Source organism: Roseibium sediminicola (assembly GCF_023156505.1).
In the GTDB taxonomy this organism is placed as follows: Bacteria; Pseudomonadota; Alphaproteobacteria; order Rhizobiales; family Stappiaceae; genus Roseibium; species Roseibium sediminicola.
This window is the reverse complement of record NZ_JALNMJ010000016.1, coordinates 51,306-78,160: the sequence shown is the minus strand read 5'-3', so window position 1 is coordinate 78,160 and position 26,855 is coordinate 51,306. Positions and strand designations below refer to the sequence as shown.

At 61.1% G+C, this 26,855-nt stretch carries 22 protein-coding genes; 12 read left to right on the top strand and 10 right to left on the bottom strand.

All coding sequences use genetic code 11. The features are described from left to right. Window positions 1-111: 111 nt before the first annotated feature. Both thrS and M0H32_RS20420 read left to right on the top strand, forming a co-directional pair. Entirely contained in the window at window positions 112-2,082 is a 1,971-nt protein-coding gene (gene thrS / locus M0H32_RS20425) for a threonine--tRNA ligase (RefSeq protein ID WP_248157166.1), read from the top strand. Window positions 2,083-2,247: 165 nt separating this feature from the next. Next, window positions 2,248-3,096: a lysophospholipid acyltransferase family protein gene (locus tag M0H32_RS20420; RefSeq protein ID WP_248157164.1), complete on the top strand. Its 849-nt coding sequence runs from the start codon at window positions 2,248-2,250 to the stop codon at window positions 3,094-3,096. Window positions 3,097-3,670: 574 nt separating this feature from the next. Here the strand turns inward: M0H32_RS20420 and M0H32_RS20415 are convergent. Continuing rightward, window positions 3,671-4,723: a hypothetical protein gene (locus M0H32_RS20415; protein WP_248157162.1), complete on the bottom strand. Its 1,053-nt coding sequence runs from the start codon at window positions 4,721-4,723 to the stop codon at window positions 3,671-3,673. Window positions 4,724-4,954: 231 nt separating this feature from the next. Here M0H32_RS20415 and M0H32_RS20410 point away from each other — a divergent pair, with 231 nt between their 5' ends. The 5 genes from M0H32_RS20410 (at window position 4,955) to M0H32_RS20390 (ending at window position 11,497) form a co-directional block, all read left to right on the top strand. Beyond that, a complete protein-coding gene (locus tag M0H32_RS20410; protein ID WP_248157160.1) occupies window positions 4,955-5,554 on the top strand; it encodes a nitroreductase family protein in 600 nt (199 codons plus the stop codon). A gap of 3 nt (window positions 5,555-5,557) precedes the next feature. Then, complete coding sequence (locus M0H32_RS20405; RefSeq protein ID WP_248157159.1) at window positions 5,558-6,160, top strand: flavin reductase family protein; 603 nt, start codon at window positions 5,558-5,560, stop codon at window positions 6,158-6,160. A gap of 404 nt (window positions 6,161-6,564) precedes the next feature. Further along, on the top strand, window positions 6,565-7,866 hold the full coding sequence (locus tag M0H32_RS20400; RefSeq protein ID WP_248157158.1) for a transglycosylase SLT domain-containing protein: 1,302 nt from the start codon (window positions 6,565-6,567) through the stop codon (window positions 7,864-7,866). A gap of 367 nt (window positions 7,867-8,233) precedes the next feature. Further along, window positions 8,234-9,388: a DUF2336 domain-containing protein gene (locus M0H32_RS20395; protein ID WP_248157157.1), complete on the top strand. Its 1,155-nt coding sequence runs from the start codon at window positions 8,234-8,236 to the stop codon at window positions 9,386-9,388. A 429-nt stretch (window positions 9,389-9,817) separates the two neighbouring features. After that, window positions 9,818-11,497: a sensor domain-containing diguanylate cyclase gene (locus M0H32_RS20390; RefSeq protein ID WP_248157156.1), complete on the top strand. Its 1,680-nt coding sequence runs from the start codon at window positions 9,818-9,820 to the stop codon at window positions 11,495-11,497. A gap of 100 nt (window positions 11,498-11,597) precedes the next feature. Here M0H32_RS20390 and M0H32_RS20385 read toward each other — a convergent pair whose 3' ends face one another. From M0H32_RS20385 to M0H32_RS20345, 9 genes are all read right to left on the bottom strand, one after another. Further along, a complete protein-coding gene (locus tag M0H32_RS20385) occupies window positions 11,598-12,125 on the bottom strand; it encodes an Hpt domain-containing protein (protein WP_248157155.1) in 528 nt (175 codons plus the stop codon). Window positions 12,126-12,224: 99 nt separating this feature from the next. After that, entirely contained in the window at window positions 12,225-13,037 is an 813-nt protein-coding gene (locus M0H32_RS20380; RefSeq protein ID WP_248157153.1) for an NAD kinase, read from the bottom strand. Window positions 13,038-13,154: 117 nt separating this feature from the next. Continuing rightward, window positions 13,155-13,979 (bottom strand): trypsin-like serine peptidase, encoded by an 825-nt coding sequence (locus tag M0H32_RS20375; protein ID WP_248157152.1) that lies wholly within the window; start codon window positions 13,977-13,979, stop codon window positions 13,155-13,157. A gap of 110 nt (window positions 13,980-14,089) precedes the next feature. Beyond that, a complete protein-coding gene (locus M0H32_RS20370) occupies window positions 14,090-15,577 on the bottom strand; it encodes a sulfatase-like hydrolase/transferase (protein ID WP_248157150.1) in 1,488 nt (495 codons plus the stop codon). Beyond that, window positions 15,574-16,356 (bottom strand): phosphonoacetaldehyde hydrolase, encoded by a 783-nt coding sequence (gene phnX, locus M0H32_RS20365; RefSeq protein WP_248157148.1) that lies wholly within the window; start codon window positions 16,354-16,356, stop codon window positions 15,574-15,576. Before phnX ends, M0H32_RS20370 begins: the two co-directional genes overlap by 4 nt. A gap of 12 nt (window positions 16,357-16,368) precedes the next feature. Then, window positions 16,369-17,496 (bottom strand): TIGR03364 family FAD-dependent oxidoreductase, encoded by a 1,128-nt coding sequence (locus M0H32_RS20360; protein ID WP_248157145.1) that lies wholly within the window; start codon window positions 17,494-17,496, stop codon window positions 16,369-16,371. A gap of 185 nt (window positions 17,497-17,681) precedes the next feature. After that, window positions 17,682-18,575, bottom strand: a complete 894-nt coding sequence (locus M0H32_RS20355) for a LysR family transcriptional regulator (protein WP_248157143.1) — start codon at window positions 18,573-18,575, stop codon at window positions 17,682-17,684. A gap of 5 nt (window positions 18,576-18,580) precedes the next feature. Beyond that, window positions 18,581-19,972 (bottom strand): AtzE family amidohydrolase, encoded by a 1,392-nt coding sequence (locus tag M0H32_RS20350; RefSeq protein ID WP_248157141.1) that lies wholly within the window; start codon window positions 19,970-19,972, stop codon window positions 18,581-18,583. A gap of 17 nt (window positions 19,973-19,989) precedes the next feature. After that, complete coding sequence (locus tag M0H32_RS20345; protein ID WP_248157140.1) at window positions 19,990-20,175, bottom strand: DUF4089 domain-containing protein; 186 nt, start codon at window positions 20,173-20,175, stop codon at window positions 19,990-19,992. Between the two features lie 201 nt (window positions 20,176-20,376). On the opposite strand from M0H32_RS20345, the gene M0H32_RS20340 reads away from it, so the two are divergent. From M0H32_RS20340 to M0H32_RS20320, 5 genes are all read left to right on the top strand, one after another. Beyond that, the gene (locus M0H32_RS20340; protein ID WP_248157139.1) at window positions 20,377-20,964 is read left to right on the top strand and encodes an ANTAR domain-containing response regulator; all 588 of its coding nucleotides are present in this window, start codon (window positions 20,377-20,379) and stop codon (window positions 20,962-20,964) included. A gap of 60 nt (window positions 20,965-21,024) precedes the next feature. After that, a complete protein-coding gene (locus tag M0H32_RS20335) occupies window positions 21,025-22,134 on the top strand; it encodes a CmpA/NrtA family ABC transporter substrate-binding protein (protein ID WP_248157138.1) in 1,110 nt (369 codons plus the stop codon). 362 nt (window positions 22,135-22,496) lie between these two features. Beyond that, window positions 22,497-23,897, top strand: coding sequence for a CmpA/NrtA family ABC transporter substrate-binding protein (locus M0H32_RS20330; RefSeq protein ID WP_248157137.1), 1,401 nt, complete (start codon window positions 22,497-22,499; stop codon window positions 23,895-23,897). A 92-nt stretch (window positions 23,898-23,989) separates the two neighbouring features. Beyond that, window positions 23,990-25,072 (top strand): ABC transporter permease, encoded by a 1,083-nt coding sequence (locus M0H32_RS20325; protein WP_248157136.1) that lies wholly within the window; start codon window positions 23,990-23,992, stop codon window positions 25,070-25,072. A gap of 10 nt (window positions 25,073-25,082) precedes the next feature. After that, entirely contained in the window at window positions 25,083-26,843 is a 1,761-nt protein-coding gene (locus M0H32_RS20320; protein WP_248157134.1) for an ABC transporter ATP-binding protein, read from the top strand. Window positions 26,844-26,855 lie beyond the last annotated feature (12 nt).

The window sequence follows — 26,855 nt, the reverse complement described above, 5'->3', positions numbered from 1 at the left end:
AATGCCCGGGAAAAGGTTGCCGGATTAGGCTGAATCCCGTATGCCCGGCCCGTTCCGCCCCCTTCGAAGAGCTTACCTGCCTTGTCTGCAGGAGTGAGCAGGAGAGAGAAAATGATTCAACTGACTTTCCCAGACAATTCCGTGCGCGAATACAAGCAAGGCACCACCGGCCTTGCCGTCGCCGAGGGCATTTCAAAATCGCTGGCCAAGAAGGCCGTGGCGATGACCCTCGACGGAGAGCTCAAGGATCTGTCAGATCCGATCACCGGCAACCATGCGCTCGAGATCGTCACCCGCGACGATCCGCGTGCCCTGGAACTGATCCGCCACGACGCCGCCCATGTGATGGCCGAGGCTGTGCAGGAACTGTGGCCGGGCACCCAGGTGACCATCGGCCCGGTGATCGAAAACGGCTTTTACTACGATTTCAAGCGCGTGCACCCGGACACCGGCGACGACTGGCCGTTCCACCCGGACGACTTGCCGGTGATCGAGAAGAAGATGCGCGAGATCATCGCGCGCGGCGCGCAGTTCACCAAGGAGATCTGGTCCCGCGAGGAAGCCAAGCGCTATTTCGCCGCCAAGGGTGAGACCTACAAGGTCGAGCTGGTCGATGCGATCCCGGAAGACCAGGAGCTCAAGATCTATAAGCAGGGCCAGTGGCTGGATCTCTGCCGCGGTCCGCACATGGTCTCCACCAGGCAGATCGGCGACGCCTTCAAGCTGATGAAGGTGGCCGGTGCCTATTGGCGCGGCGATTCAAACAACGAGATGCTGAGCCGCATCTACGCCACCGCCTGGCACAACGAGAAGGAGCTGAAAGGCTACCTTCACATGCTGGAAGAAGCCGAAAAGCGCGATCACCGCAAGCTCGGCCGGGAAATGGACCTGTTCCACTTCCAGGAAGAGGGACCGGGCGTTGTCTTCTGGCATCCGAAGGGCTGGGACATGTTCCAGAACCTGATCGCCTACAAGCGCCGGGTGCTGCGGGACACCTACAAGGAAGTCAACGCGCCGCAGGTGCTGCACACTTCGCTGTGGGAGACCTCCGGCCACTGGGGCTGGTACAAGGAAAACATGTTCGCCGTGCAGTCCGCCGATCCGGACGCGGAAGACACGCGCACCTTCGCGCTGAAGCCGATGAACTGCCCGGGCCATGTGCAGATCTTCAAGCATGGCCTGAAGAGCTACCGCGACCTGCCGCTGCGCCTCGCCGAATTCGGCGTCGTGCACCGGTATGAGCCGTCCGGCGCGTTGCACGGGCTGATGCGCGTGCGCGGCTTCACCCAGGACGATGCTCATGTCTTCTGCACCGAAGAGCAGATGGCGGACGAGTGCCTGAAGATCAACGACCTGATCCTGTCGGTCTACAAGGATTTCGGCTTTGACGAGATCGTCGTCAAACTGTCGACCCGCCCGGAAAAGCGCGTCGGCACCGACGAGGCCTGGGATCACGCCGAAAAGATCATGGAAGATGTGCTGAAGCAGATCGAGGCCCAGTCCGAAGGCCGGGTCAAGACGGACATCCTGCCGGGCGAAGGGGCCTTCTACGGCCCGAAATTCGAATACACCCTGCGCGATGCCATCGGCCGTGAATGGCAATGCGGCACCACCCAGGTTGACTTCAACCTGCCGGAACGCTTCGGCGCGTTCTATGTCGACAGCGACGGCGAGAAGAAGACGCCGGTGATGATCCACCGCGCGATCTGCGGCTCGATGGAACGGTTCCTCGGCATCCTGATCGAGAACTATGCCGGTCATTTCCCGCTGTGGTTCGCGCCGCATCAGATCGTGGTTGCGACCATCACCTCGGAAGCCGATTCTTACGGCCAGGAAGTCGCGGATCTGCTCAAGGCCAAGGGGCTGAAGGTGGAGACCGATTTCCGCAACGAGAAGATCAACTACAAGGTCCGCGAACATTCGCTGGCCAAGGTTCCGGTGATCATCGTCTGCGGCATGCGCGAAGCCGAAGAGCGCACGGTCAATGTCCGCCGGCTCGGCTCCAAGGACCAGACATCCATGGGGCTCGACGAGGCGATCGCGGCCTTTGTCGAGGAAGCGACCCCGCCGGACTTGAAATAGCCCGGTTACCTCCGATTTAGGAGAAAAGTGACAGCTTGCGCATTGTCCTTCCCTAAGGGCATATGCTCCGGTGTGAAAGGCAATGCGCTGTCACAATCGTGAAACAGAAGGTCTGGTATTGGGTTCCAACTTTTCCAGAAATTCTTCAGGGCCAAGACGACCGCCGTGGATTACGCTGAATTCAGTTATGCCAATCCGGACCACCCGCCGCTGAAGCGGTGGACTATTCGCGCCATTGAAGGCATGTCCGGCCGGCGCAAGCTCGTCGATATCTATGAGATCTGGCAAGAGACGATGGTCGGCACGTCCGACTATATCTGGAACGATCTTCTTGGCCTGATCAATCTGAATGTCGCGGTGGCGGGCGGTGAATGGCCGCCGAAGAACCTGCCCGAAGGACCGCTGGTTCTGATTGCCAATCACCCTTACGGCATCGGTGACGGCCTGGCGATCCTGGCGCTGGCCGAAAAGCTCGGCCGGCCGTTCAAGATTCTGATCAACAACGAGCTTTTGAAGGTCCCCGAAGTCCGGCCGTTCTCGCTGCCGGTGGATTTCGAGGAAACCAAGGAAGCCTTGAAGACCAACATGGCGACGCGCAAGGAGGCCCTGCGCCTTCTGGAAGAGGGCACGACGATCATCGTCTTCCCGGGTGGCGGGGTCGCTACCGCAGCCAAGCCCTTTGGACGCGCCGAGGAACTTCCCTGGAAGACCTTCACCGCCAAGATGATCCGCTCGTCCAAGGCGACGGTGCTGCCGCTTTATTTCGACGGCCAGAACTCCTGGCTGTTCCATCTTGTCAGCAGGTACTCGCTGACCTTGCGACTGTCGCTGCTGGTGCGCGAGTTCCGCCGCATCCTCGGCTCGGTGATCACCGCCCGCGCTGGCCGTCCGATCCCGTTCGAGACCCTGTCCGGCTTCGGCGACCAGAAGGAAATCATGGATTTCCTCCAGACCAAGGTCATGGAAATGGCCCCGGTCGACGCCGAAAAACGCCTGCTCGGCCGGCGGCACTGAGCGAAATCTTTCGACTGTCACCCCTATCAGGTACGGCACCCGGCAAGTGTTGTCTGTCGAGTTGGGCTGAACGGGCGCGCAACTTGTCATCCCGGGCGAAGCGCAGCGGAGATCCGGGACCCAGGACCCCCGGGAACTGGCGTTTTCTGCGGCGACGATGAAGTTTCCAGGGTCCCCGTTTCGCGGGGATGACAGCTGGTTGCCGATCGCGAGCAGGCTCGGACAATCCTCCCGTTTTCGTCATTGCCGGACTTGATCCTGCAATCCATGCCGTGACCTCGGCCGATTGACCGGGGGCGTTTCTGGTGCAGTCGCAACGGCATGGATCCCATGGTCAAGCCATGGGATGACGAACACGGAAGAGGGTTCGCGCTGTCGAACGCAAGCCATTTCATACAGTTGCCAGTCCTCGTCATTGCCGGACTTGATCCGGCAATCCATGCCGTGACTTCGGCCGATTGACCGGGGGTGTTTCTGGGGCAGTGGCAACGGCATGGATCCCATGGTCAAGCCATGGGATGACGGAATGAAGAGGGCTTCGGGGGAGCGTAGTTAGGCCTAGCGTCAAAAAGAATCAGTTGTTTACGGTCGTTTGTTGACCTGATAGTTCACTTAGCGACGTGACCACCTCAACCTCGCGGTCGGCGCCCGGATCGACCGTGAACGTGTGCAGGTAGGTCTTGCCGTTGTTGCGGGCGAGGGCCTCGTATTCGCCTTCCGCCAAGATGAAGTCGGGGAACGCGCCGGTGGCTTCCACGACCACGTCGCCGCCCGGGCTGAGCACGGACCAGGTGGTGTTGGCGATGGCCTCGCCGCCGCGTTCGTTGACCAGTTTCAGCGTAATATCGGCGGCCTTGTGGAAGATGGTCGCCTCGGTCAGTTTGCCGGGCAGGACCTGGATGTCGGCCCGCACGATGGCGTTGACGTCGCCGTAGCGGCTGACGACGTGATAGGTGTCGGCGCTGAGGCGGACAATGGAGCCCGGCTTGACGTTGCGGGCGATGACATTGCGCTCGCCGCGCTGGTTGAAGTCCAGGCCGAAAATGTCGAAGGAAACCGGCCGGCCGTCGAGATCCTCGCCATCCTTGAGTGCCGCGCCGAACTTGATGCCGCCGGCATTGAGCGTGACCATCTTGGACTGCACTTCCTTGCCGATCACGATGCGGTTGGTGGCCTGCGCGAAGCCATAGGCTGTGTGGATCAGGTAGGTGCCCGGATCGAGGCGGAATTCGGCGTCGCCGCCGCGTGACGTCGCCACCAGTTCCAGCCGGCCGTCGGCATTGGTGGTCTCCGAATAAATCCGCCAGATGAGATCGTCATCGAGCGGCGGGCTGTCGGGCGTCAGCTTTGCCATCAGATAGAGCGCGCCCTGATGCAGGCCGCCCTTGACGCCGGTCGACGCGAAGGAGGTCGGGGCGTAGGGGGAAGGCGCGATGATGTCGGAAAAGAGCGGTTCCGGCTCGCGGTCGAGCAGATTGATGATCGGCGTGTCGGAAATGGTCGGCGGCGCATTCGGATCCGGTTTGCCGGCCGGAACCGGCGGCAACTCGGCATCTTGCGCAAAGGACAAGCCGGATGGCGCCATCAGAAGGGTGGCGCAGATGATCGCGCCGGTCGCGATATTCATGACGGCACGCGTCCATGGGGACCGGGCTGATACGGTTGCTGTCTTCAACATGCCCACTTCATTATCATTATGGCTCGAAAAATATAACCAGTGTTTTTGAGTCTCTAGCCCCGATGGCTCCCTAAGGGCCCTGAAATTCCGGCAAATTCAAGACGCCGTCTTCAAAGTTGACAATTACGGTCAATGAATTACGTGGATCATAACTCTGTAACAGGCGGGACAGGACCCTTCATGTCGGATTATCAAACCGGATCGCCGGAAACGCTTGCCTTTCTGCGCCGGCGCCGCTCCCACCCCTCGATCACCATGGCGGCACCCGGGCCGGACCCGGACCAGATCCGGGACCTTCTGACCATCGCCACAAGGGTGCCGGATCACGGCAAGCTTGCACCCTGGCGCTTCGTTCTGTACCGCGCCGCGGAGGATGGCGAGAGGATCGGCGCCTGGCTGGCGGCGCGTTACGAAACGCTGCATGGACCGCTCGAAGGAGACGCACGCGACAAGGAACTGACCCGTTTCACCCGGGCGCCGCTCGTGATCGGCGTGATCAGCCAGGCGGCCGACCATCCCAAGATACCGGTGTGGGAACAGCAACTTTCCGCCGGGGCCGTCTGCATGAACCTGGTCACTGCCGCGGCGGCCGCAGGCTTCGCCTCGCAATGGCTGAGCGAGTGGTTTGCCTTTGACGACGAGGCCGCCAGATATCTGGGAGCCCGCCCGGGCGAACGCTTTGCAGGGTTTGTGCATATCGGCACGGCGACACAACCGCCTGTCGAGCGGCCACGCCCGACCCTGGACGACCTGATTTCCAACTGGACCGAGACCGACTGACCCATGTTTTACGAGACCGCAAAAAACGACCACGGCCTGCCGCACAATCCGTTCAAGGCGATCGTGTCGCCGCGGCCGATCGGCTGGATTTCCTCGCTGGACAAGGATGGCCGAACCAATCTGGCGCCCTACAGCTTCTTCAACGCCGTCTGCGACTCGCCACCGATCGTGATGTTCTCCTCGTCCGGCTACAAGGACAGCGTCGCCAATATCGACGCGACCGGTGAGTTCGTCTGCAACATGGCCAGCCTGGAGCTGAAGGATGAGATGAACCGGAGTTCGGCCGCCGTGCCGCACGAAACCTCCGAATTCGATTTCGCCAGCCTGGAGACAGCGCCGTGCCATCTGGTCAAGGTGCCGCGCGTGGCCAGGGCCGTCACCGCGCTGGAGTGCAAACATCTGCAGACCTTGCGCCTGAAGACCGTCGAGGGAGCGGACACGGACAGCTACGTGGTGTACGGCCAGGTTGTCGGTGTTCACATCGATGACAGCGTGCTGGTCGACGGCCTTATCGACGTCACCCGCTACCAGCCGCTCGCCCGGCTCGGCTACATGGACTATTCGGCGGTGACGGAAGTCTTCCAGATGGGCCGGCCGAAAGTCTGAAGGTGGGAACTTAGGGCTTAATTTTTCTCAAAATTCTCTCCTTCGTCATCCCGGATCTCCGCTGCGCTGCGTCCGGGATGACGAAGGAGGGGGGGGCGTTTGGGCAGACGCCGGCCGAGTCGGCGCCTTTTTTCATTAACCAGTTGCCGACTCAGCGCCGGACGGGTATCCAGTCGCGGCATGGACATTTTTCTTGGCGCGTTTTTCCCAAGAAAAAGTCCGGGAATCCTTTGATTTCCACATTCCCGGACGTGCGCATTGGTAGTTCTGCGCAGGTCAACAAAAAAAAGAATTTCTCCTGACGCCAGTAAGAGTACGGTCTGTGTGCTGTTAAGGTTTTGTTAACCTTTTGAGCGCGAAAGTTAACGAAGTAATAACTTTAGTTCCGTCGAGGAGAGAGCGTCATGCGGGTTGCTGACACTGCCTCGGTCGCGTCACGGATCGAGCTTGCGTTTCAGTCTGCGAGTACTTCAACAGGTACGTCCTTCGACTACCTGGTGAAGACGGCCGCACGGGAGTCATCGTTCAACCCGTCGGCCAAGGCAAAGACATCAAGTGCAACAGGGCTGTTCCAGTTCATTGAGTCCACTTGGCTGGAAACCATGAAGGAAGCCGGGCCGAAACACGGGCTGGACAAATACTCCGACCTCATCAAACGCTCCAAGAGCGGGAAGTTCTATGTAAGCGACGCCAATATGCGGCGGGAAATCCTGGACCTGCGAAAGGATCCGGAAATCTCGTCGATGATGGCCGGGGCGCTGACGCAGAAGAACGCCCAGTACCTGGAGCGCAAGATCGGCCGGGAGCCCACGGACGGTGAACTCTACATGGCGCATTTCCTGGGTGCGCACGGGGCCAGCAAACTGATCGGCGCGACCAACGCCAATCCGGATATGCGCGCCGACAAGATGTTCTCCGCCCAGGCCCGCGCCAACAAGCCTATCTTTTACGAGCGCAACGGCAAGGCCCGGTCGATGCAGGAGGTCTACGAGGTCATCGTCTCCAAGCATGATGCGGTGACCATGATCGCCCAGGCCGGTACCAAGAAGAACTTGCGCACTTCCGGCGAGCTGACCCAGGTGGCCACATTGCCCACCGCCAAGCCCGTTGTCGGCGCGCCGATCGAACAGAAACCCTTCGATCATCTGGCGGGGGATCCGGCCGCCGCCTTTGCCATGCGCTCCAAGCCGCAAGCGCCCGTGCAGGTGGCCGCAGCGGCATCCCAGATCCCGCAGCTGCCGGACGAAGATCCGCTTGAGTTTGCCGAGGTCACCGTTCCTATTCCGGAAGGCCGTCCGGGCAAACCGGCCGATTCGACGCCGAGCGCCGTCTTCCTGGAAGAAACCGTTGTGGCCGCAGCCAATCCGCCACAGCCGCAGAACCCCACCGAAGCCTCGATCAGGGGCACGGATTTCGGCGCCTCTACGCGGGTGCTCTCGGCCTTCCAGGCTGCCGAAACGGCCAATCCGTTCGAGGCGCTGTTCCGCAATGACCCGGCCTCCGCGAATGCCGAGGTGAATCCGCGCTTTGCCTCCGCCTTTGCCGCCGTCGAGGAAGCGGCGCTTTACAGCGCGTTGTCCGGCGCCTCCAGCCAGGTGCAGGCCCAGGAACTGGCGCTTGCCAATCAGGGCGGGCCACTGGACCTGACAAGGTTCTTGCGCCTGAAGGCGGAGGAAGAACAGAAAGACCTGCTGCCGCCAGCCTGAGCGGCTGCCTAGGGTCTGTGGACAATTAGGATTTGGTCTTGGTTTGGATGCAAATGGCTCGAGTTCAAGGAGCAAAGGCGCAGGAAGGGCCGGCCCTTTCAAGCCTTTGCGACGCCGAAATGAGCCATTTGAGCCAAATCCCTGCGGGACGCAGCGGATTTCGGTTTCGCGTGCGTCGGAAAGTCCTTGTGGTATCCACACCACTGCGGACTTTCCTTCTTCTCGAAGACCGAAATCCGACAAGCGCCAAGACCGAAACCTAATTGTCCACAGACCCTAGAAAACCTTGGCAAAATTATGGTGAACCGATCGTTAAGCCTTTGATGTCAGGATCGTCTCCGACATATGGGAAGATCGTTTTACCGCCATGACCCAACACGACATTCTGCACTTTCACGATGACAACGAGCGCACCTTGGATATTCAGGCCGCAGAGGAATTCGCGGAGCGCTGTTTGGCCGCCGAACCGGGCAGCCAGGAACGGACCAGCATGGCGGCGGCACTGACAATCCTTCTCGACGACCCCAGCCGGGCAGTGCGCAAGGCGATCGCCAGGGTGCTTTGCACAAGCGCCCATGCCCCGGGCCATATCATCCGCTGCCTTGCCAGTGATGTCGACGAGGTCGCAATCCCGATTCTCTCCGCGTCTCCGGTCTTGAGCGATATCGAGCTGGTCGATCTCCTGGCCGAGGGCAGCGATGCCGTTCAAAGCGCCATCGCCTCGCGCGATGGCCTGTCGGCCTCCGTGAGCGCCGCCATTTGCGAGGTCGGCTGCGAGGCGGCCTGCCGGATCCTTCTGGAAAACCGGAGCGCCCGGGTGCTTCAATCCTCGTTGCTGCGTCTGGCACAGCGCTTCGAGGACCGTCCGGACCTGTGCGACCAGCTCTTGAAGACACGGGACCTGCCCCTGGTCATACGCTTCCGGCTGCTGATGCGGCTGGCGCAAAATCTCGACGATCATCCGATCGTGCTGGAGCGGGTTCCGGAAAATCAGCGCCAGACCTTCCTGAGCGACGCGGAGGACAAGGTGGTCCTGCGCTTGGCGCTCGAGGCCGGCGCGGAGGAATTGCCCGAATTTGTCGAACATCTGCGTACCGACGGCAAGTTGACGACGAGGCTGCTGCTGCGCGCCGTCTGCTGCGGCCGCCTGCGCTTTTTCGCGGCTTCTCTCGCCAATCTCGGCGGTGTGCCGCTGCCACGCCTCAGCAAGCTTCTGGTGAGCGTACGCCGTTCCGCCCTGCAGGCGATCCTGCGCAAGGCGGGCCTGCCGCTGCGGGCGCATCAGGCGTTTTTGCTGGCAATCGACATCGCCCGCCAGGCGGAAGCGGATTTCACCTATGACCTGCCGCTGGACGAAGCCCGCATGCTGACCGAGACGCTGCTTGCTGAAATGCAAGACGGCGCGCTTGGTGCCGACGAAGACGTCATCGCCTTCCTCCGCCGATTCGCCATCGACGTTGCCCGCCTGGAAGCTCGGCTGCTCTTGAAGAACAGCGGGTTTCAAGTCACCGCGGCGGCGTGATCCGAACGCATTACATTTTCATTTAAAACAACTTTTGCTTCTGGATTTCGTTGAACGCTACGAGCATGGGTAAACCCGGAAGTTCGTCCAGCCGCAAAGCTGGCGCCAGTTTTTGGCAGCAAGAATCTCACAACCTCGAAAGCCTCACGTCCCGACCATGAATTGATGCCACCTGGAGGGTGATTTCTATCAGCCTCCAGAAGTCAATTGTGATGATTCTCAGCTTGCTTTGTCAGTTGATATACAAATATAAGTTGTTTTTTTAGAAGCTGCTCTAAGTTTATCAGAAGATTGAAAGCAATATTTAATTTTTTTTTCTTATGATCACAAAATCTCACAGGTTGCTTGATAGAATAAATTTAGTGCGCATCTCTTGGTTGTTAACTGGTGTCCTTGTTTTAGGGGGCTGGGAGTTTGAGGATGGTACGCATGAAACTCAAACATTTGCTGAGCCTAATGTTCGTCCTGATGTCGGCGGTGCCGCTGTTTTTGGGCTTGCAATACCTCAACAACCACTTTGGCAAATATTCGCGAGAGCAATATGTCGAGCATTTGTCCGCTATGTCGGCGATTGCCGAACAGCGTATCCAATCGGCAATTGAACGGATCCGCGACAATTCGGCATTGATTTCGAGCCGGACCCAATTGCGCCTGAGTCTGGACCAGTGGACCAGGACTGGCGAGGTTCGGCACAGGGCGAAGATCGCCAAGATCATTCACGACGCGAAGCAGGGCTTGTCGCATCTCAGGGAAATCCGGATCTACGATGCGGCCGGGCGCTTGGTCGTATCCACCTTGGAAGCCGAGCCGCAAACTGCCGAGTTGCAAACGAAGCCGGAAAAGATCGAAGTGTCGCTCGCTGCCAATGACGGGTATACCGTCGCGATCAGCCGAGAGCCGCTCATCCTCGACCACACTACCGTAGGCTATGTGGAAGCACAGTTTTTTGCTGACTTCATCAATGCGCTCGCCAGGGACCGCACCGGACTGGGCGAGACCGGTGAATGGCTGGTGGCGGTACGGGCCGAAAACGGCGATGCGCTTTTTGCCGTACCGCTGAAATACGACTCGGCAGCGGCATTCAAGCGGCGGGTCTCAAAAGACCGACACGATGTTCCGATCATTCAAGCCATGCTTGGCAATGAAATCGTTCTCGATCACGCACCTGACTACCGGGAAGAGCCTGTGCTTGCGTCGACACGGTACCTTCCGGAGCTCGACTGGGGTCTGGTTGCCAAGGTCAGCGAGGCGGAAGTGAACGAACTTGTGACGCGGAACCAATCGCTAATCTATGTCGCTGAGTTCGTCATCGTCCTGCTGGCGATTGCCGTTGGGGTTGTGTTGGCCTTCTATATTGCAAGACCGATCGAAAAACTGAGGGCCTACACCGCGCTTGCCTCAAAAGGCTCCCTCGAAGAACCGCACCTGGAAAGAGCGGGCTGGAAAGAAGCGAGAGATCTTGCCGACCATTTCACGTTCATGATCAAGGCGCTGCGTGAACTGAACGAAAACCTTCAGGCGCAAGTTGCGGAGCGCACGCAGGCGCTAAACGAGGCCAACAAAAAACTGGAAAAGCTTGCGTCCGAAGATCCGCTGACAGGTCTCTACAATCGTCGCCTGTTTGATATTCGGCTGTCGGAAGAATTTGATAGAGCCACTCGCTATCGGCACGACCTCGCTGCTGCCATGCTCGACCTGGACCATTTCAAGAAGATAAATGACCGCTTTGGGCATGCGGCAGGCGACGAAGTTCTGAGCAAGGTCGGATCGTTTCTCAAGGCGTCTGCCAGAGCGTCTGACGTGGTTGCAAGGGTTGGGGGCGAAGAATTCTGCCTGCTGCTGCCAGAAGGCTCCAAAAGCGGAGCCATGGCGTTTCTGGAACGGATACGGGCAGAGATTGAAGCGCTTCAGTTTTCCACTGCAAATGGCCAGTTCACTGTAACTTGCAGTATCGGTCTGGCATGTCTGGATTCGACAACGGAGACGGAGCAGACGCTTATCGAGCGGGCCGATGTCGCGCTTTATCAGGCTAAGAAAACCGGCCGAAACAGAATTGTCCAATCGACGCAAAAAGCGAGCACAGTCTCAGAGTTCCCTAAAACAGCATAGAAAGAGACGGCATACCAACCAGGCCCGTCCTGCGAAGCGCGCCTTGCCGGCCAAACCGGATCAGCGCCATCAGATGGGTTCCAATCTATTGAGGTTGGTATCAGTCCTTGGCGCCGTCTTTTTTCGGAAACTGCGCCAGGTAGGCGTCGGTGACGCTGGAAAGCGTTTCCAGGAGTGCGACGCCGGTCTTGTTGGCGTCGTCCTTGGCGCCTTCCGTGACCATGGCGCGGATGGCTTCCACGTAGCGTTCCGCGAGCTCCGGCGGCAGCTTGTCCGGGGAGGGAATGGTCTCGATCAGGTGGCAGAAGCCGGCGGCGACGTCGCCGACCAGCGGAAAGCCGAGTGTCAAGGCCTGGCCCTTGATGTTGTGGGCGGCCTGATAAAGCGTTGCCATTGTGCCTTCGTTGAGCCCGTCGATCTTGATGCTTTCCCAGGCGCTCAGGAGATCCCTGGTCTCGTTGTCCATCCAGTTGCCGAAATGGGGGGCAAGGCGTTCAAGAGCGGCCTCGGCGGCCTTGACCGGGTCGAACTTCTTGGCTTCGCGCGGCGTCAGCTCCCGAACCTTCGAACGCAGATCGGTCGGCGGCGTCAAGATCTCGTACTCCTGATCCTTGGCGGTGTCAGCCATGTCAAACGGGGCCCTCGTCTCCTGGCTCGGCATGGAGCCTGTGGCGGGCAGTATGGGCAATCATGTTTAACAGGGTGTTTCCGGAAAAGTCTTTCAGCGCTAATAGCGGAACATTTCCGTGAGGATGCGCTCGTCCCAGCCATGGTCGGAATCGAACATGATCACGCCCTGGGCGTCAGTCGCTTCGCGGACCGTCACATGGGTGACGCGCCGGATCTCGGTGTGATCCGCCGAGGCGCTGACCGGCCGCTTGGCAGCGTCCAGGATCTCGATGTCGACCTGAGCCCAGTTCGGCAGCAGCGCACCGCGCCAGCGGCGGGGCCGGAAGGCGCTGATCGGCGTCAGCGCCAGCAGCTGGGCCGTGATCGGCAGGATCGGGCCGTGGGCCGAAAGGTTATAGGCGGTGCTGCCGGCGGGGGTCGCGACGATGATGCCGTCGCAGACCAGCTCTTCCAGCCGGGTGCGGCCGTCAACGGAAATTCTGAGCCTTGCTGCCTGGGACGTCTGGCGCAGCAGCGAGACTTCGTTGATGGCGAGTGCCGTGTGCGGCTTGCCGTCTTCGCAGGTCGCGGTCATTTCCAGCGGCCGGATCGTGGTGACGTCGGCCCGGGCAAGTCGCTCCTTCAGGTCGTCGTCCCGGTATTCGTTCATCAGGAAGCCGACCGAACCGCGATTCATGCCGTAGATCGGCTTGCCGCTGCCCATGAAGCGGTGCAGCGTCTGCAGCATCAAGCCGTCGCCGCCAAGCGCCACGATCACGTCGGCATTTTCCGCGGGCACATTGCCATATCGGTGCGACAGCTCCAGCCGCGCCTTCTGGGCTTCGTCTGTGTCGCTGGCGACAAAGGCGAGCCGTTCGGTCGAAACCGGCTGGTAGTCTTCGGAACTGGGCAGTGGTGGGGATTGGTTCATGGCCTGCGGCGATTTCCTCTGACAGTCCAGCCCGGATAGGGCTTTGAGGGCTGCACCATAGCCGGGCTTCCTGCCGAGGGGCAGCGAAAAATTGTGATCGCGAACTTTTCCCGCCTGTTATTCGGCTGGCGGCAGGGTGGACCTGAGGGCGGGAGTGGAGGCATCCAAAGATGTCTGGCAGCTCGGATTCCCCAACAACTCCTGCCACTCGAAAAACGGCACAATCGCCGAGCGGACATCGTCGATCTTCGCCGACATCACGCCTGCGACGCGCAGCCCGTCCGGCGTCTCCACCAGCAACGGACCGCCCGAAGCACCGGCTTCCGACGCGCAGTCGGTGACCCAGGCGTCCTCAGTCGTGCCCATGACCTTGCAGGCCTCGACCACGGTCGGCAGGAAGCGGCGGCTGCGGCGGTAGCCGACGGACTGGAAGCGGGTGTCTTTGGTCAGGACAGCGGCTTCCTCCAGGGTCAGCGCAGGCACGGGTGGCAGGGTGCTCGGTTCCTTCAGGACAATCAGGCCGACATCGTCATGGACGTCGCGCAGCTTCGGTTTCTGCCTGGGAAGATAGTCCTTGTTGGCGAAAAAACAGGCCGGTTCCAGGCGGGCGGAGTATTCCTCCCGGCGCACGCCCGCGATGAACAGGAGATCGTCGGCCGGGAAGGGTTTCAGGGTTTTCTTGTTGAAAAGGCAGTGGGCCGCGGTGAGCACCAGATTGGGCGCGATCAAGGTGCCTGTGCACATGGAGGTCGAGCGGTAACCGGCGACATTGACCCGGCCGATGGACGGCCAGGGCGCGTCCTTGCTGTCGATGACTTTCAGTTCGACCGCCTGTACGGGCGTGAAGGCGAGCGTCGTGAGGGCGAGCGAGAATAGCCTGCCTGCCCAACGGTGCCGTCTGGATGCCGTGGTCGTATGATGCTGATCTGGACTGGCGCGCATGTCTCGGTTTCCCTTGCCGTGCCCCATTGTCGGGGACACGGCTTAATGGGAGCTAAAACCGGCCGGAGAAACCCGGCGCCTCTCCAGCGTTCACCGGATCGGCTCTTTTGCTATTCCGAGTAATAGTCCCAGACCAGGGAGCGGGCGAGGGTTTCGTCGTTATGGGCGAGGCGCTCGTTCAGGAGGGCTTCCAGATTGGTCATGACCACATCGGGGTTCTGGGCTGCCTTGTTCTCAAGGCTTCCAGACGCGGTCTCCATGAGCAGACAGGGCAGTCCCGAAGCATGGACATAGTGCCAGTCCGGTCCGAGACGGCTGAGGACGGAAGTGGAGCCGGAGCCTTCCGGGAAGAGGCCCGGATTGGCTTTCAGCAGCTGGCGGTAGTCGAACTCGAACAGAGCCGCGTCGCGCCAGGAAAGCGGTGTCTTGCCGGCGAGATAAGGCAAAAGGCTGGCGCCGTCCGGGGCGTGTTCCGGATCGATTTCCAGAAGGTCGATCAGCGTCGGGAAAATGTCGGTCGCCGAGGTAAAGGCGGAGACCCGGTTGGCCTTCGCGCCGCCCGGTGCCTTGATCATCAGCGGGATGTGGTAGCTCTCCTTATAGAAGCCGCCCTTGCCGAGCATCCAGTGGTCACCCATCATCTCCGCATGGTCGGAGGTGAAGATGATCAGCGTGTTGTCGAGCGCTTCCAGCGCGTTGAAAATCCGGCCGAGCTGGGTGTCGACCTCGGTGATCATGCCGTAATAGAGCGCGCGCAGGCGTTTCAGGTCGCGCCGCGAAAGATCACGCACGTGGTTTGTCGCGCCCGGAATGTGGCTTGAGAGATGCTGCCGTGCCTGAAGGGCGGCGACCAGCGGATGGAACGCGGCTTCGTCCGCGAGCGTCGTGCCGCCGACAAAATCCGGGCCGTCTTCCGGGTCGTACATCGTGTTGTAAGGCGCCGGCACAGTGATCGGCGGATGCGGGCGCAGGAACGAGACATGGGCCATCCAGGGCGTGCTCCCGTCCTGTTCTTTGAGCCAGGTCAGGAAGCTGTCGGTCAGGAAGGCCGTCTGGGTCTCGTCTTTGCCATAGCGCGGCGCGTTGCGTGAGATCGTTTCGCCGTCTTCCGGCGAAACCTGGTGGATGGTTGCAAATCCTTGCGGGTCATGACCCCGGGCCGCCAGCCAGGACAGCCAGGGCTTGTCGTCTTCCGGCAGGCTCTGGCGGACAGTAAAGCCCGGCAACACACCTTCATAAGTCGAGAGTGCCGGATCGTTCGGATCGTGCAGACGCGGGTCCGGCGCGGTGTCGGTGTAGCCGAAGAGGGTCGGCAGGTAGCCGGCCCGGCGGGCAGCGCGGGCGATGTTGTCGAAACGGTCGTCGAGGGGCGCGCCGTTTGAGACCACCCGGTGGTTCATCTGGTAGAGCCCGGTATAGAGCGAGGCCCGTGCCGGTGAGCAGGGCGCGGTTGCCGCGTAATGCTGCTCGAAGACGGTTGCCGTCTCGGCGAAGGCGTCGAGACAGGGTGTTTTCACCACCGGATGGCCGACAGTGCTGAGGCAGTCGCCGCGCCACTGGTCGGCGGTGATCAGGAGAATGTTCGGCCGGTTGCTCATGCTGCCTCGAGCTTTTCGATCAGGGCCGGTAGATCGGCGACGGTGTCAATGACATGGTCTGCGCCGGCTTCCTTGAGCTTAAGGGTGGCGTGCCGGCGCAGCGCGTCGACCTCTGCTTCGGGCAGCGCCGCAAGCTCGTCCGGGGTCTTGCCGGCATAATTGCCGGAGAGCGCCAGGCCGACGGTCAGGCAGCCGGCGGCAACGCCTTCGGCAATGCCCGGCTCGGTGTCATCCACCTTGATGACGGCGCTCGGCGGATAGGCGACGAGATCGACAAAACACTGATACATGCCGAGCGGGCCGGGGCGGCCTTCGGGCAGATCGTCGGCGCAGATGAGATTGTCCGGTTCATAGCCCTGTTCGGCGGCCTTCGGCAGGACCCGTTCCATGATCGAGCGGGTGTAGCCAGTGGTCGAGCCGATCTTGATGCCCTTGGTGCGCAGAAAACGGACCGTTTCCAGCGCGCCCGGAACGAGGTCGGCAAAGTCGGAGACGACTTCCTCGTTCATTGGCACGAAGATCTTGTAGACCTTGTCGACATCGGCGTCGCTCGGCGCTTCGCCGTATTTCGCGGTCCACTGGGCGGCAATGTCCGGGTCGTCCATCATGGAGCGGATATGGTCCCATTTCGGCTTGCCCATCGGCGCCCGCGCCTGGTCGATCGTGGCGGTGATGCCAAATTTTTCGAAGGCCTTCACGAAGACGCCCATCGGCGCGAAAGAGCCGAAATCGATCATGGTGCCGGCCCAGTCGAAGACCACGGCTTTGAATTTGCTCATTCTGTTTTGTCCTCAGGCGTAAAGGTCGGCAATGGTTTCCTCGCCGATGGCGAAGGCGGTGGAGGCGCCGCAGCCTGCGGTCACCATGACGATGCGGGTGGCATCATCGGGCGCATCGGTCAGCCGCCAGCGGTCCGGCGCGGAAGCATAGGTGCCGATCCAGGTTTCGGAAATGTCGTGTGCGCCAAGATCGAGAACAGTTTCCATCTCGTGCAGGATAAGATCGTTCACGCTTTTATCGATGAACGGGTCCGGGGTCGGGCCGTAGTGATGGCTGTCGCCGACCACCAGGCTGCCGTCCCCGGACTGGACGACGATCAGGTGAATGCCGTTGTCGCGGTGCTCGCGCATCTCCCGGTCGAGCCGGTCCTTCAGAGGGGTCGCTTCGGCCAGCTCGGCATAACCGAGGTAACGGGCAAGACCCAGGTCGGACATGACCGCGGTCCCGAGGGTCATCGGGGTTTTCGGCGTGACGCGCAGCATCTGCAGCTTGCAGCGGGTGACCTCGTAGGATGCGATGCGGTCTGAAAACAGCGTGGTGGCATCATCGCCCGGGCAAACGATCACGGTCTCTGCCTGGAGGGTGCCGCGCGAGGTTTCCAGCCTCGGCGTCTCGATGGCATTGACGCTGGTCTGCCACAGGAAGTCGACGCCGTGAACCTCTTCCAGCCAATTGGCGATCCGGGGCAGGGCATCCTTCGATTCCACCCGCACTTCCAGCGGCGAATAAAGCGCGGCTGTGATGACGTCGCGGCGCAGGGCCGGAACCTTCTCGGCTGCTTCCGCCGGGCTCAGGCGGCGGCACTCCGCGCCCATATCAGTCTTCAGGAAGGCGTCGATCACCGCTTCGGATTCAGGCAGGCGGGCTGTCAGGGTCACGCCCTGTTGCAGCAGCGGAATGCGCGCGGCCTCGGCGACCTCGCCCCAGACCTGACGGCTGCGGGCGGCCTTCTGCCAGCAGTCGCCGGCCTGCTGGCCGGTCACGGTGACAAAGCCGAAATTGCGGATGGAGGCGCCATTGGCGACGCTGTCCCGGTCAATCACAACGACCTTCTTGCCACGTCTGCTTGCGGCGAGGGCATGGGCAAGGCCCACGATCCCCGCGCCGACAATCGCAAGGTCATATGATTTGAGTTTCATGCGGTGAGGCTCTTGGTTTTCCGGTTGAATCGCCTTGGGATGGGCAGATCTCTTCCCCGCGCGCCGTCAAAACCGACTGCGTCGTATGTGCGGAGCAGGAACAGAGAACACGCGCTCCAAGACAAGTCGATGAAAAAAGTAAGTGTATAGCTTTTCATTATAAATTGAGGCCTGACACGGAAGTGTCAAACATCGTGCAGGCTGTCTCGAAAGGCCTCCACCGCTGCCACCTTGGCCATGTCCGTCTGCCAGACCACGTAATGATGGGCCACCAGGGACGGATCGTCGATCTGGATCGCGACGCAGCCGTCGCGCTCGGTGATTTCCGCTTCCATGGCGATGCCGACGCCGACGCCGGACCGAATCAAGGTGGCGATCGATCCCCAAGAGCCGAGCGCAAGCACGGTTCTGGGCCTGCACCCTGCAACGGTTGCCGCGGCTTCAAAGATCTTGCGCGTGCCGGACGAGCTTTCCCGCTGGAGTAAGGCGAGTTTGCCTATGTCCTTCCAGGTCACTTTGCCTTTCGTTGCCAACGGGTGATCGGGCGGGGCGGCAATGACGATCCGGGTCTTGACCAGGAGTTCGCCGTCAAGTTCGGCGGGGATCTCGCGGCCGGTGATGAAGCCGATATCGATTTCGCCGTTCTCAAAAAGATCGAGAATGTCCCGGGTTGCCAGCGCGCGGGCCTCGATTGCGATGTCCGGATGGCTGGACATGAAGTGCGAGATCTTCGGGATCGCCAGCTGGTATGTGGAATAGCCGATCCGAAGCTCACCGGAGGCGAGCGCCTTCTGGTGGGTGAGCTCGGTTTCCAGATCGCCGACCAGGGCCAGCACCGCGCGGATCCGGGGAAGCAGGCCTTCCAGTGCCGGGGTCGCCGAGACCGAATAGCCGGATTTTGCCAGCAGACGCGTCTTGAATCGGCTTTCCAGTCCCTGAACATGGTTGGAGATCGACGGCTGCGACACGCCGATTTCCTTGGCGGCGGCTGAAAAGCTGCCGGTTCTAACCACGGCTTCGAGCGCGCGCAGCTGCACAAGGCTCAAGGCGTTCTTGGAGCGGGAAGACGCATTGTCCATTGTTGTCAGTCAGCCAGATCCGCGATCGGAGCCGTGGCGACACCGGTCAATTCCAAGTGACGGGCGACGCGCAGGGCGAGGTCCTCGCGCCAGGCGGGGGCGATCACCTGAACACCAATGGGCAGTTTGGCGCCTTCCAGCCAGATCGGCACCGTCACGGCCGGCAGGCCGATATAGGAGATCGGCTGGGTGAACAGGCCGATATTCGGCCGCGCCGGCATGGTCTCGTCATTGATGGTAAAGGTCTTGGTGCCCGAGGCGAGGGCCGGGAAGGGCGTTGCCGGGGCCAGCAGGATGTCGACCTTTTCGAAGATCTTGCGGAACAGGTCGCGGAACCAGCTTCTGAAGCGCTGAGCCTGCTGCATCCACACGGCGGGAACCATGGTGCCAGCCAGGAAACGGTCCCGGGTTTCGGGATCGAAATCATGCGGGCGTTCGATGATCCGTTTCAGATGCAGGCTGGAGCCTTCCGCAGCCGTGATGACATAGGCAGCGGCCCGCGCGCGCGCGGCTTCCGGAATGTCGATTTCCAAGCTCGCCCCGAGCGCCTTTGCGACGCGGTCGGTGGCCTCAAGCGCTTCCGGCAGGGCCTTTTCCTTGAAATAGCCGCCGGCAACGGCGATGCGCAGCTGGCCGATGCCCTCTGCAAGCCGGGGATGGGTCTCGATTTCGGGTTGCGACGATTGCGCCGGGTCGGCAGGGTCGTGCCCCTGGAGAATGTCGAAGATCATCGCAAGATCTTCTGCCGACCGTGTCAGCGGACCCAGATGATCCAGGCTGCCGACAAAGGGATAGGTCCCGGCACGGCTCAGCCGGCCATAGGTCGGCTTCAGTCCGAACAGACCGCAGAAGGAGGCCGGCACACGGATCGAGCCGTTGGTATCGGACCCCATGGCCAGGGGCACCATACCGGCGGCGGTGGCCGCTGCCGAGCCGGAAGACGAGCCTCCGGTCATGTAACCGGTGTCATGCGGGTTGCGGCAGATGCCGTCATGAGCGCTTTCGCCGGTAAAGTCATAGGCGTATTCGCCCATATGCGTCGCGCCGATCAGGACCGCGCCGGCGTCCTTCAGCTTGCGCACAAGCGTGGCGTCGGCACCGGCCGGCGGGTTCTCGCGCATGATCTTCGCGCCGGCCCGGGTGGTCAGGCCTTCAACGTCATAAAGGTTCTTGACGGCATAGGGCACGCCCGCAAGCGGCAGATCGCGGCCTTCGGCAAGGGCATCGTCGACAGCACCTGCTTCGCGCAGCGCCCGGTCATTCAGCACATCCGTGAAGGCATTGACCTTGGGATCAAGCGCCTCGATGGATTGCAGCGCCGCATAGGCAACTTCCAGAGCCTTGACCTCGCCGCCCGACACGGCGGCCGCGGTTCGTGCAGCGGTCCAGCCGCGCATGCTTGTGTCCCGATCCTTCATGGCACGAAGACCGGCGCGGCTTCGACATCGTCTTCCAGGGGAAATGCCAGAACCGCTTCGGCGGCCTTTTCGATCGCAGTGATGTGCATTTCCACCACCGGGCGCCAATTGTCCTCGATGGTCAATCCCATGACGGCTTCCATATGCGCCACATGCTGGCCCGCCTGAAACGGTTTCGGCATAATGATGTCCCTTGTCCGTATTTCCTGCCATATCTTTCTGGGGGGCAGGTACATCTGTCCAGTGCAGATTTGCCAATAAACGTTGTGAGCATTTGAATTTTCCGCCTTCAGGCGGCGGCAGACGCTGCTCAGGCTGTGAATTGATTTGCTGCGTCGCAGCATTTTAATTGCATAAAAATTAGCCTTGCGCATAATGCAGGCATGAGTGACGAGCTTTCCATCCTGGTCATCGACGACAACAAGATCCGCGCCTCCATCATCGAGCAGGGGCTGCGCGATGCCGGGCATGAGAAAGTCATTCTGGTGGATCAGATGGACTGGCTGGTGCGCCAGATCTCCGAAATCAATCCGGACGTGATCGTCATCGATCTGGAAAATCCGAACCGTGACCAGCTGGAGCACATGTTCCAGGTCAGCCGCGCCGTGCGGCGGCCGATCGCGATGTTTGTCGACAAGGCGGACAGCCACTCGATCGAGGCGGCAGTCGATGCCGGTGTCTCCGCCTATATCGTCGACGGGCTGAAGCGGGAGCGGGTCAAGCCGATCCTGGACATGGCGATCAGCCGCTTCCGGGCGTTCTCCAAACTGTCGGAGGAACTGGAAGAGGTGCGTACCGAACTTGCCGACAGAAAGACCATCGACCGTGCCAAGGGCATTCTGATGCGCTCCAAAGGCCTGTCGGAACAGGAAGCCTATGACCTTTTGCGGCGCACAGCCATGAATCAAAGCCGGAAAATCATCGAAGTGGCCCAAAGCCTGGTGATCGCCAGCGGATTGTTGGGGGACTGACGCGATGACAAAAGACAGGACCGGCCGGGGAGGGGCGGAGAACCAGGGGGCGGGAGCGACATGGACACCAATCTGAGACCCGTTATCGCGGGCTTCATCCCGCTTTTGGACAGCGCGGTCGTCGTGGCAGCGGCAGAGAAGGGCTTTGCCGAACAGGAAGGCATCGCGCTGAAGCTGATCCGGGAGACCTCCTGGGCCAATATCCGTGACCGCATCTCGGTCGGTCACTTCGATGTTGCCCATATGCTCGCGCCAATGCCGATCGCTGCCTCTCTGAACCTGACCAGTCTGGCGGTGCCGATGAGGGCTCCCATGCTGCTGGGCCTTGGCGGCAATGCCATTACCGTGTCGACCGGGCTCTGGTCCGACATGGCGCGCGCCGGCGCGGACCCCTTCGGCGATCCTGCCTCGACCGGAAAGGCGCTTGCCGACGTGATAGCCGTCAGACAGGAAGCGGATGCGCCGCTGCTGCATTTCGGTGTGGTTCATCCGTTTTCCGGGCATGCCTATGAGTTGCGTTACTGGCTGGCCGCCGCCGGCATCGATCCGGACCGGGATGTTGAAATAACCGTGCTGGCACCTCAGGTCATGGCCGATGCGCTGAAAGGTGGACAGCTGGACGGCTATTGTGTCGGCGAGCCCTGGAACACGGCTGCGGTCGACGCGGGGACCGGCCGGATCGCGACCTATAAACAGGCGATCTGGCCCGACAGTCCGGAAAAGGTTCTTGGCGTGACCGAAAAATGGGCTCACGCCAATCCGGAGACATTGGCCGCCCTGATGCGCGCCTTTTCCGCAGCCGCCGACTGGTGCGCCGATCTGCGCAACAATGCAGAGCTGGCGGACATCCTGTCGCGGCCCGACATTCTGGGCTGTCCTGCGGAGACTTGCCTGGCCGCCCTGTCCGGCCAATTGCGCCTTGGTCCCAACACCAAGAAAAGCGTTCCCGGTTTTCTTTCCTTTGCCAGCGGGGTCAAGGCGGCACCGATGCCTGCGCATGGCAAATGGTTCTATCGGCAGATGGTGCGCTGGGGACAGGCGGCGCACTCGGAGGCGGCATTGAAGGATGTCGAGAAGGTCTTTGCCCCTGAGGCCTATCTCTCCGCGCTGGGGCTGGAAGACGTCGTGACGGACGTGGTGATCGAGATGTTCGACGGCGAGAAATTCTGATCCCGGCAGCACCGCATGCCTCGAAAACAGTCTCGCTGCATTGCACAAAAAACGATCAATTGCCTGCGGCCTTAGCCGATTAAAAATGCAGACGGACCAGCGTGGTCAGAAATACATCACAGCCAAGATGTTGAAAAATATAGGAAACGCCAAAAATCAGAAACTGGCACGCTTCGTGCTTTTAACGAGGGTGAGGCCAAAGACGGCCTAACAGATATCGCGCCCACTGGCGGGCGCACAGGCAAAGCTGCCGCTCCGATCCGCATGGGACCTCTCCAAGCATGCTGGTCGGACGGCGGCTTTTTTTTGGTCCTGTGCGCAGCCAGAGGCGGCACAGGAAGACAGAGGGACAGGACGTGACAATGGCTAATACCTATTCATTCACCCGCCGTGTTGCACTTGGCGCCTTGATGGCCGCCACCGCGATGGTTCCGGCGACGAGCGCCTTCGCGGACATGCTCGACGTCGAAAAGGACGAACTCACCTTCGGTTTTATCAAGCTGACCGACATGGCACCGCTCGCGATTGCCTATGAGCTCGGCTATTTCGAGGACGAGGGCCTGTTCGTGACCCTGGAGGCGCAGGCCAACTGGAAGGTGCTGCTGGACCGGGTCATTACAGGTGAACTGGACGGAGCCCATATGCTGGCCGGCCAGCCGCTCGCGGCGACCATCGGCTTCGGCACCAAGGCGCATATCGTCACCCCGTTCTCCATGGATCTCAACGGCAACGGCATCACCGTTTCCAACGAGATCTGGGAGATGATGAAGCCGCATCTGGAAATGCAGGACGACGGCAACCCGGTGCATCCGGTCAAGGCCTCCGCCCTGAAACCGGTTGTCGACACGTTCAAGGCCGAGGGCAAGCCGTTCAACATGGGCATGGTCTTTCCGGTCTCCACCCACAATTACGAGCTGCGCTACTGGCTCGCTTCCGGCGACATTCATCCAGGCTTCTATTCCGACACCGACATTTCCGGCCAGATCCAGGCCGACGCGTTGCTGTCGGTGACGCCGCCGCCGCAGATGCCCTCCACCCTGGAAGCCGGCACCATCTATGGGTATTGCGTCGGGGAACCCTGGAACCAACAGGCCGTCTTCAAGGGCATCGGCGTGCCGGTGATCACGGATTATGAAATCTGGAAGAACAACCCGGAAAAGGTCTTCGGCCTCACCAAGGAGTTTACCGAAGAATATCCGAACACGACGCTGGCCATCACCAAGGCGCTGATCCGGGCCGCCAAGTGGCTGGACGAGAATGACAATGCCAATCGCATGGAAGCGGTCGAGATCCTGTCACGCTCCGAATATGTCGGCGCGGACGCGGAAGTCATCGCGAATTCCATGACCGGTACCTTCGAATACGAGAAGGGCGACAAGCGCGACGTTCCGGACTTCAACGTCTTCTACCGCTACTACGCCACTTACCCCTACTACTCCGACGCGGTCTGGTACCTGACCCAGATGCGCCGCTGGGGCCAGATCGGCGAGTACAAGCCGGACAGCTGGTACGACGAGGTCGCCAGGTCCGTCTACAAGCCGGACATCTACCTGAAAGCCGCCGAAATGCTGGTCGAGGAAGGCCATGTCGCCAAGGAAGACTTTCCCTGGGATTCCGACGGCTACCGCGCTCCGACCCCGGCCAGCGACATCATCGACGGCATCGCCTACGACGGCAAACAGCCCAACGCCTATATCGACAGCCTGCCGATCGGCTTGAAAGGCAAGCAGGTCGTGGACGGCTCCGAAGTCGTCGGCGGCTAAGCACTCCCCAAACTAGAGCGGCGGCCCTGCAGCCCCGCCGCTCCTCTTTTCAAGTCATACGAACGACAGAAGTCGACAACAAGGATCGCATCATGGCCAATGCCGATACCGCAGGCAGTCCGGACCTTGCCCGCGCCGCGCGCCGGGAGAAGCTTTTCACACGCATCAACAAGGCGGCCGGCTGGCTGGATGCGCTGGGCCTGTCCTGGTCCGTGCCTCTCTTGAAAATCGCCGCCGGTGACAGCCCGAAGGAGCAGCTGGGCGAACTCAAGCGCGTGCTCCTGATCCCGTTGATGGGCATCGCTGCCTTCCTGGTGCTCTGGGGCGTGCTGGCGCCGCAGGTGCAGACCTCGCTCGGTGCCGTGCCCGGACCGGCGCAGGTCTGGGAGCAGACCGTCAATCTCTGGGAAGATCACGTTCGTGAACGAGATAAGGCAGCGGCATTCTATGAGCGTCAGGACAAGCGCAACGCCAAATTCGAGGCCGAGGGCAAGACCGACAAGATCAAGTGGCGCGACTATACCGGCAAGCCGACCTATATCGACCAGATCGGCACCTCGCTGAAAACCGTGGGTCTGGGCTTCCTGATCGCGACGCTGATTGCTGTGCCGCTCGGCATCGCCTCCGGCCTGTCGCGTTCCATCAACGGCGCGATCAACCCGCTGATCCAGATTTTCAAGCCGGTGTCGCCGCTGGCCTGGCTGCCGATCGTGACCATGATCGTCTCGGCCACCTATGCCAATCCCTACGACTGGCTGTCCAAGTCGCTCCTGATCTCCGCGGTCACCGTGACGCTCTGCTCCATGTGGCCGACCCTGATCAACACGGCGCTCGGTGTTGCCTCGGTCGACAAGGACCTGATGAATGTCGGCCGCGTCCTGCAGCTGCCGACCTGGAAAACCGTCACCAAGCTGGTGCTGCCGTCCTCCCTGCCGCTGATCTTCACCGGATTGCGCCTGTCGCTGGGTGTGGGCTGGATGGTGCTGATCGCAGCCGAAATGCTGGCCCAGAACCCGGGTCTCGGCAAATTCGTCTGGGACGAGTTCCAGAACGGTTCCTCCCAGTCGCTCGCCAAGATCATGGTCGCGGTGCTCACCATCGGTCTTATCGGCTTCATGCTCGACCGGCTGATGTTCGCCCTGCAGCGCGCTTTCACATTCTCGGCCAATCGCTAAGGAGACGGACATGTCCTTTCTGGAAATTTCCGGCGTCTCCAAGGCCTATGGCGAAGGTGCCAACCGGACCGACGTTCTGGAAGACATCAACCTGAAAGTGGACGAGGGCGAGTTCATCGCCATCGTCGGCTTCTCGGGCACCGGCAAGACGACGCTGATCTCGCTGCTGGCGGGACTGATCGAGCCGGATACCGGCGGCATCATCTTCAAGGGAAAGGAAATCGACGGGCCGAGCCCGGACCGGGGCGTGGTGTTCCAGTCCTATTCCCTGATGCCGTGGCTGTCGGTGACCGGCAACGTGTCGCTCGCCGTCGACAGTGTCTTCAAGAAAAAGCCGGCCGTCGAGCGCAAGGCGATCTCGGACAAGTATATCGAGATGGTCGGCCTCGGCCACGCCAGGGACCGCAAGCCGGCGGAACTTTCCGGCGGCATGCGCCAGCGCGTTGCCGTTGCAAGGGCCCTCGCGATGCAGCCCGAGCTTCTGTTGCTCGATGAGCCGCTGTCTGCTCTCGACGCACTGACCCGCGCCAAGCTGCAGGATGAGTTTGCGGCGATCTGCGACGAGGAAAAGAAAACCATCGTCCTGATCACCAATGACGTCGACGAAGCGATCCTGCTCGCCGACCGGATCATTCCGCTCAAACCCGGTGCCTCCGCGACACTCGGCCCGGAATTCAAGGTGCCGTTCAAGCGGCCGCGTGACCGGGGCGAACTAAACCACGATGACGAGTTCATCAAGTTGCGCGCCGAAATCACCGAATATCTGATGGAAGTCGGCGCGGAGCGCGGGGCCGATCTGGAGCGGGACATTGTGCTGCCGGACATCGTGCCGATCACCCAGCGCGAAAGGGGCGGCGACAAGCTGCCCGCGGCCTATGAGCGGGCGGCCGGGTCGCCGATCGAGGACCGGTATCTGGATTTCTCGCAGCTGAAGAAAGTCTATCCGACTCCGAAAGGCCCGCTGACGGTTGTCGACGGTTTCGACCTGAAGATGAAGAAGGGCGAATTCATTACCCTGATCGGCCATTCCGGCTGCGGCAAGTCGACGGTGCTCTCCATGGTCGCGGGCCTCAACAAGATCACGGAAGGCGCCATAGTCCTGGACGGTACCCATGTCACCCAGGCCGGGCCCGACCGGGCGGTGGTGTTCCAGGCACCGAGCCTGATGCCCTGGCTGACGGCTTATGAAAACGTCGCGCTCGGCGTTGACAAGGTCTACCCGGACGCGTCCAAGGCCGAGAAGCGGGACGTCATTGAATATTACCTCGCCAAGGTCGGCCTGGCGGACGCCATGCACAAGGCGGCGCTGGATCTGTCCAACGGTATGAAACAGCGCGTCGGCATTGCCCGTGCCTTTGCCCTGTCGCCGAAGCTGCTGCTGCTCGACGAACCTTTCGGCATGCTCGACAGCCTCACCCGCTGGGAGCTTCAGGATGTCCTGATGGATGTCTGGAAACGTACCCAGGTGACCGCGGTCTGCGTCACCCACGATGTCGACGAGGCCATCCTGCTCGCCGACCGGGTGGTGATGATGTCCAACGGGCCCAACGCCCGCATCGGCAACATAATGGAGGTTGACCTTCCGCGGCCGCGCTCCCGCAAGGAACTGCTCGCCCACCCGGATTACTACGCCTACCGCGAAGAGCTTCTGGACTTCCTGGAAGCCTATGAGGGCGGCGCTGATCCAAGCGAGGACCAGCTGAAATCCATTCAGGAAAAGCGTGCCGCCCGCATGGCCCGGCAACAGGCTGCCGTCGAAGCGGCCGAATGAAAGACAGGGGAC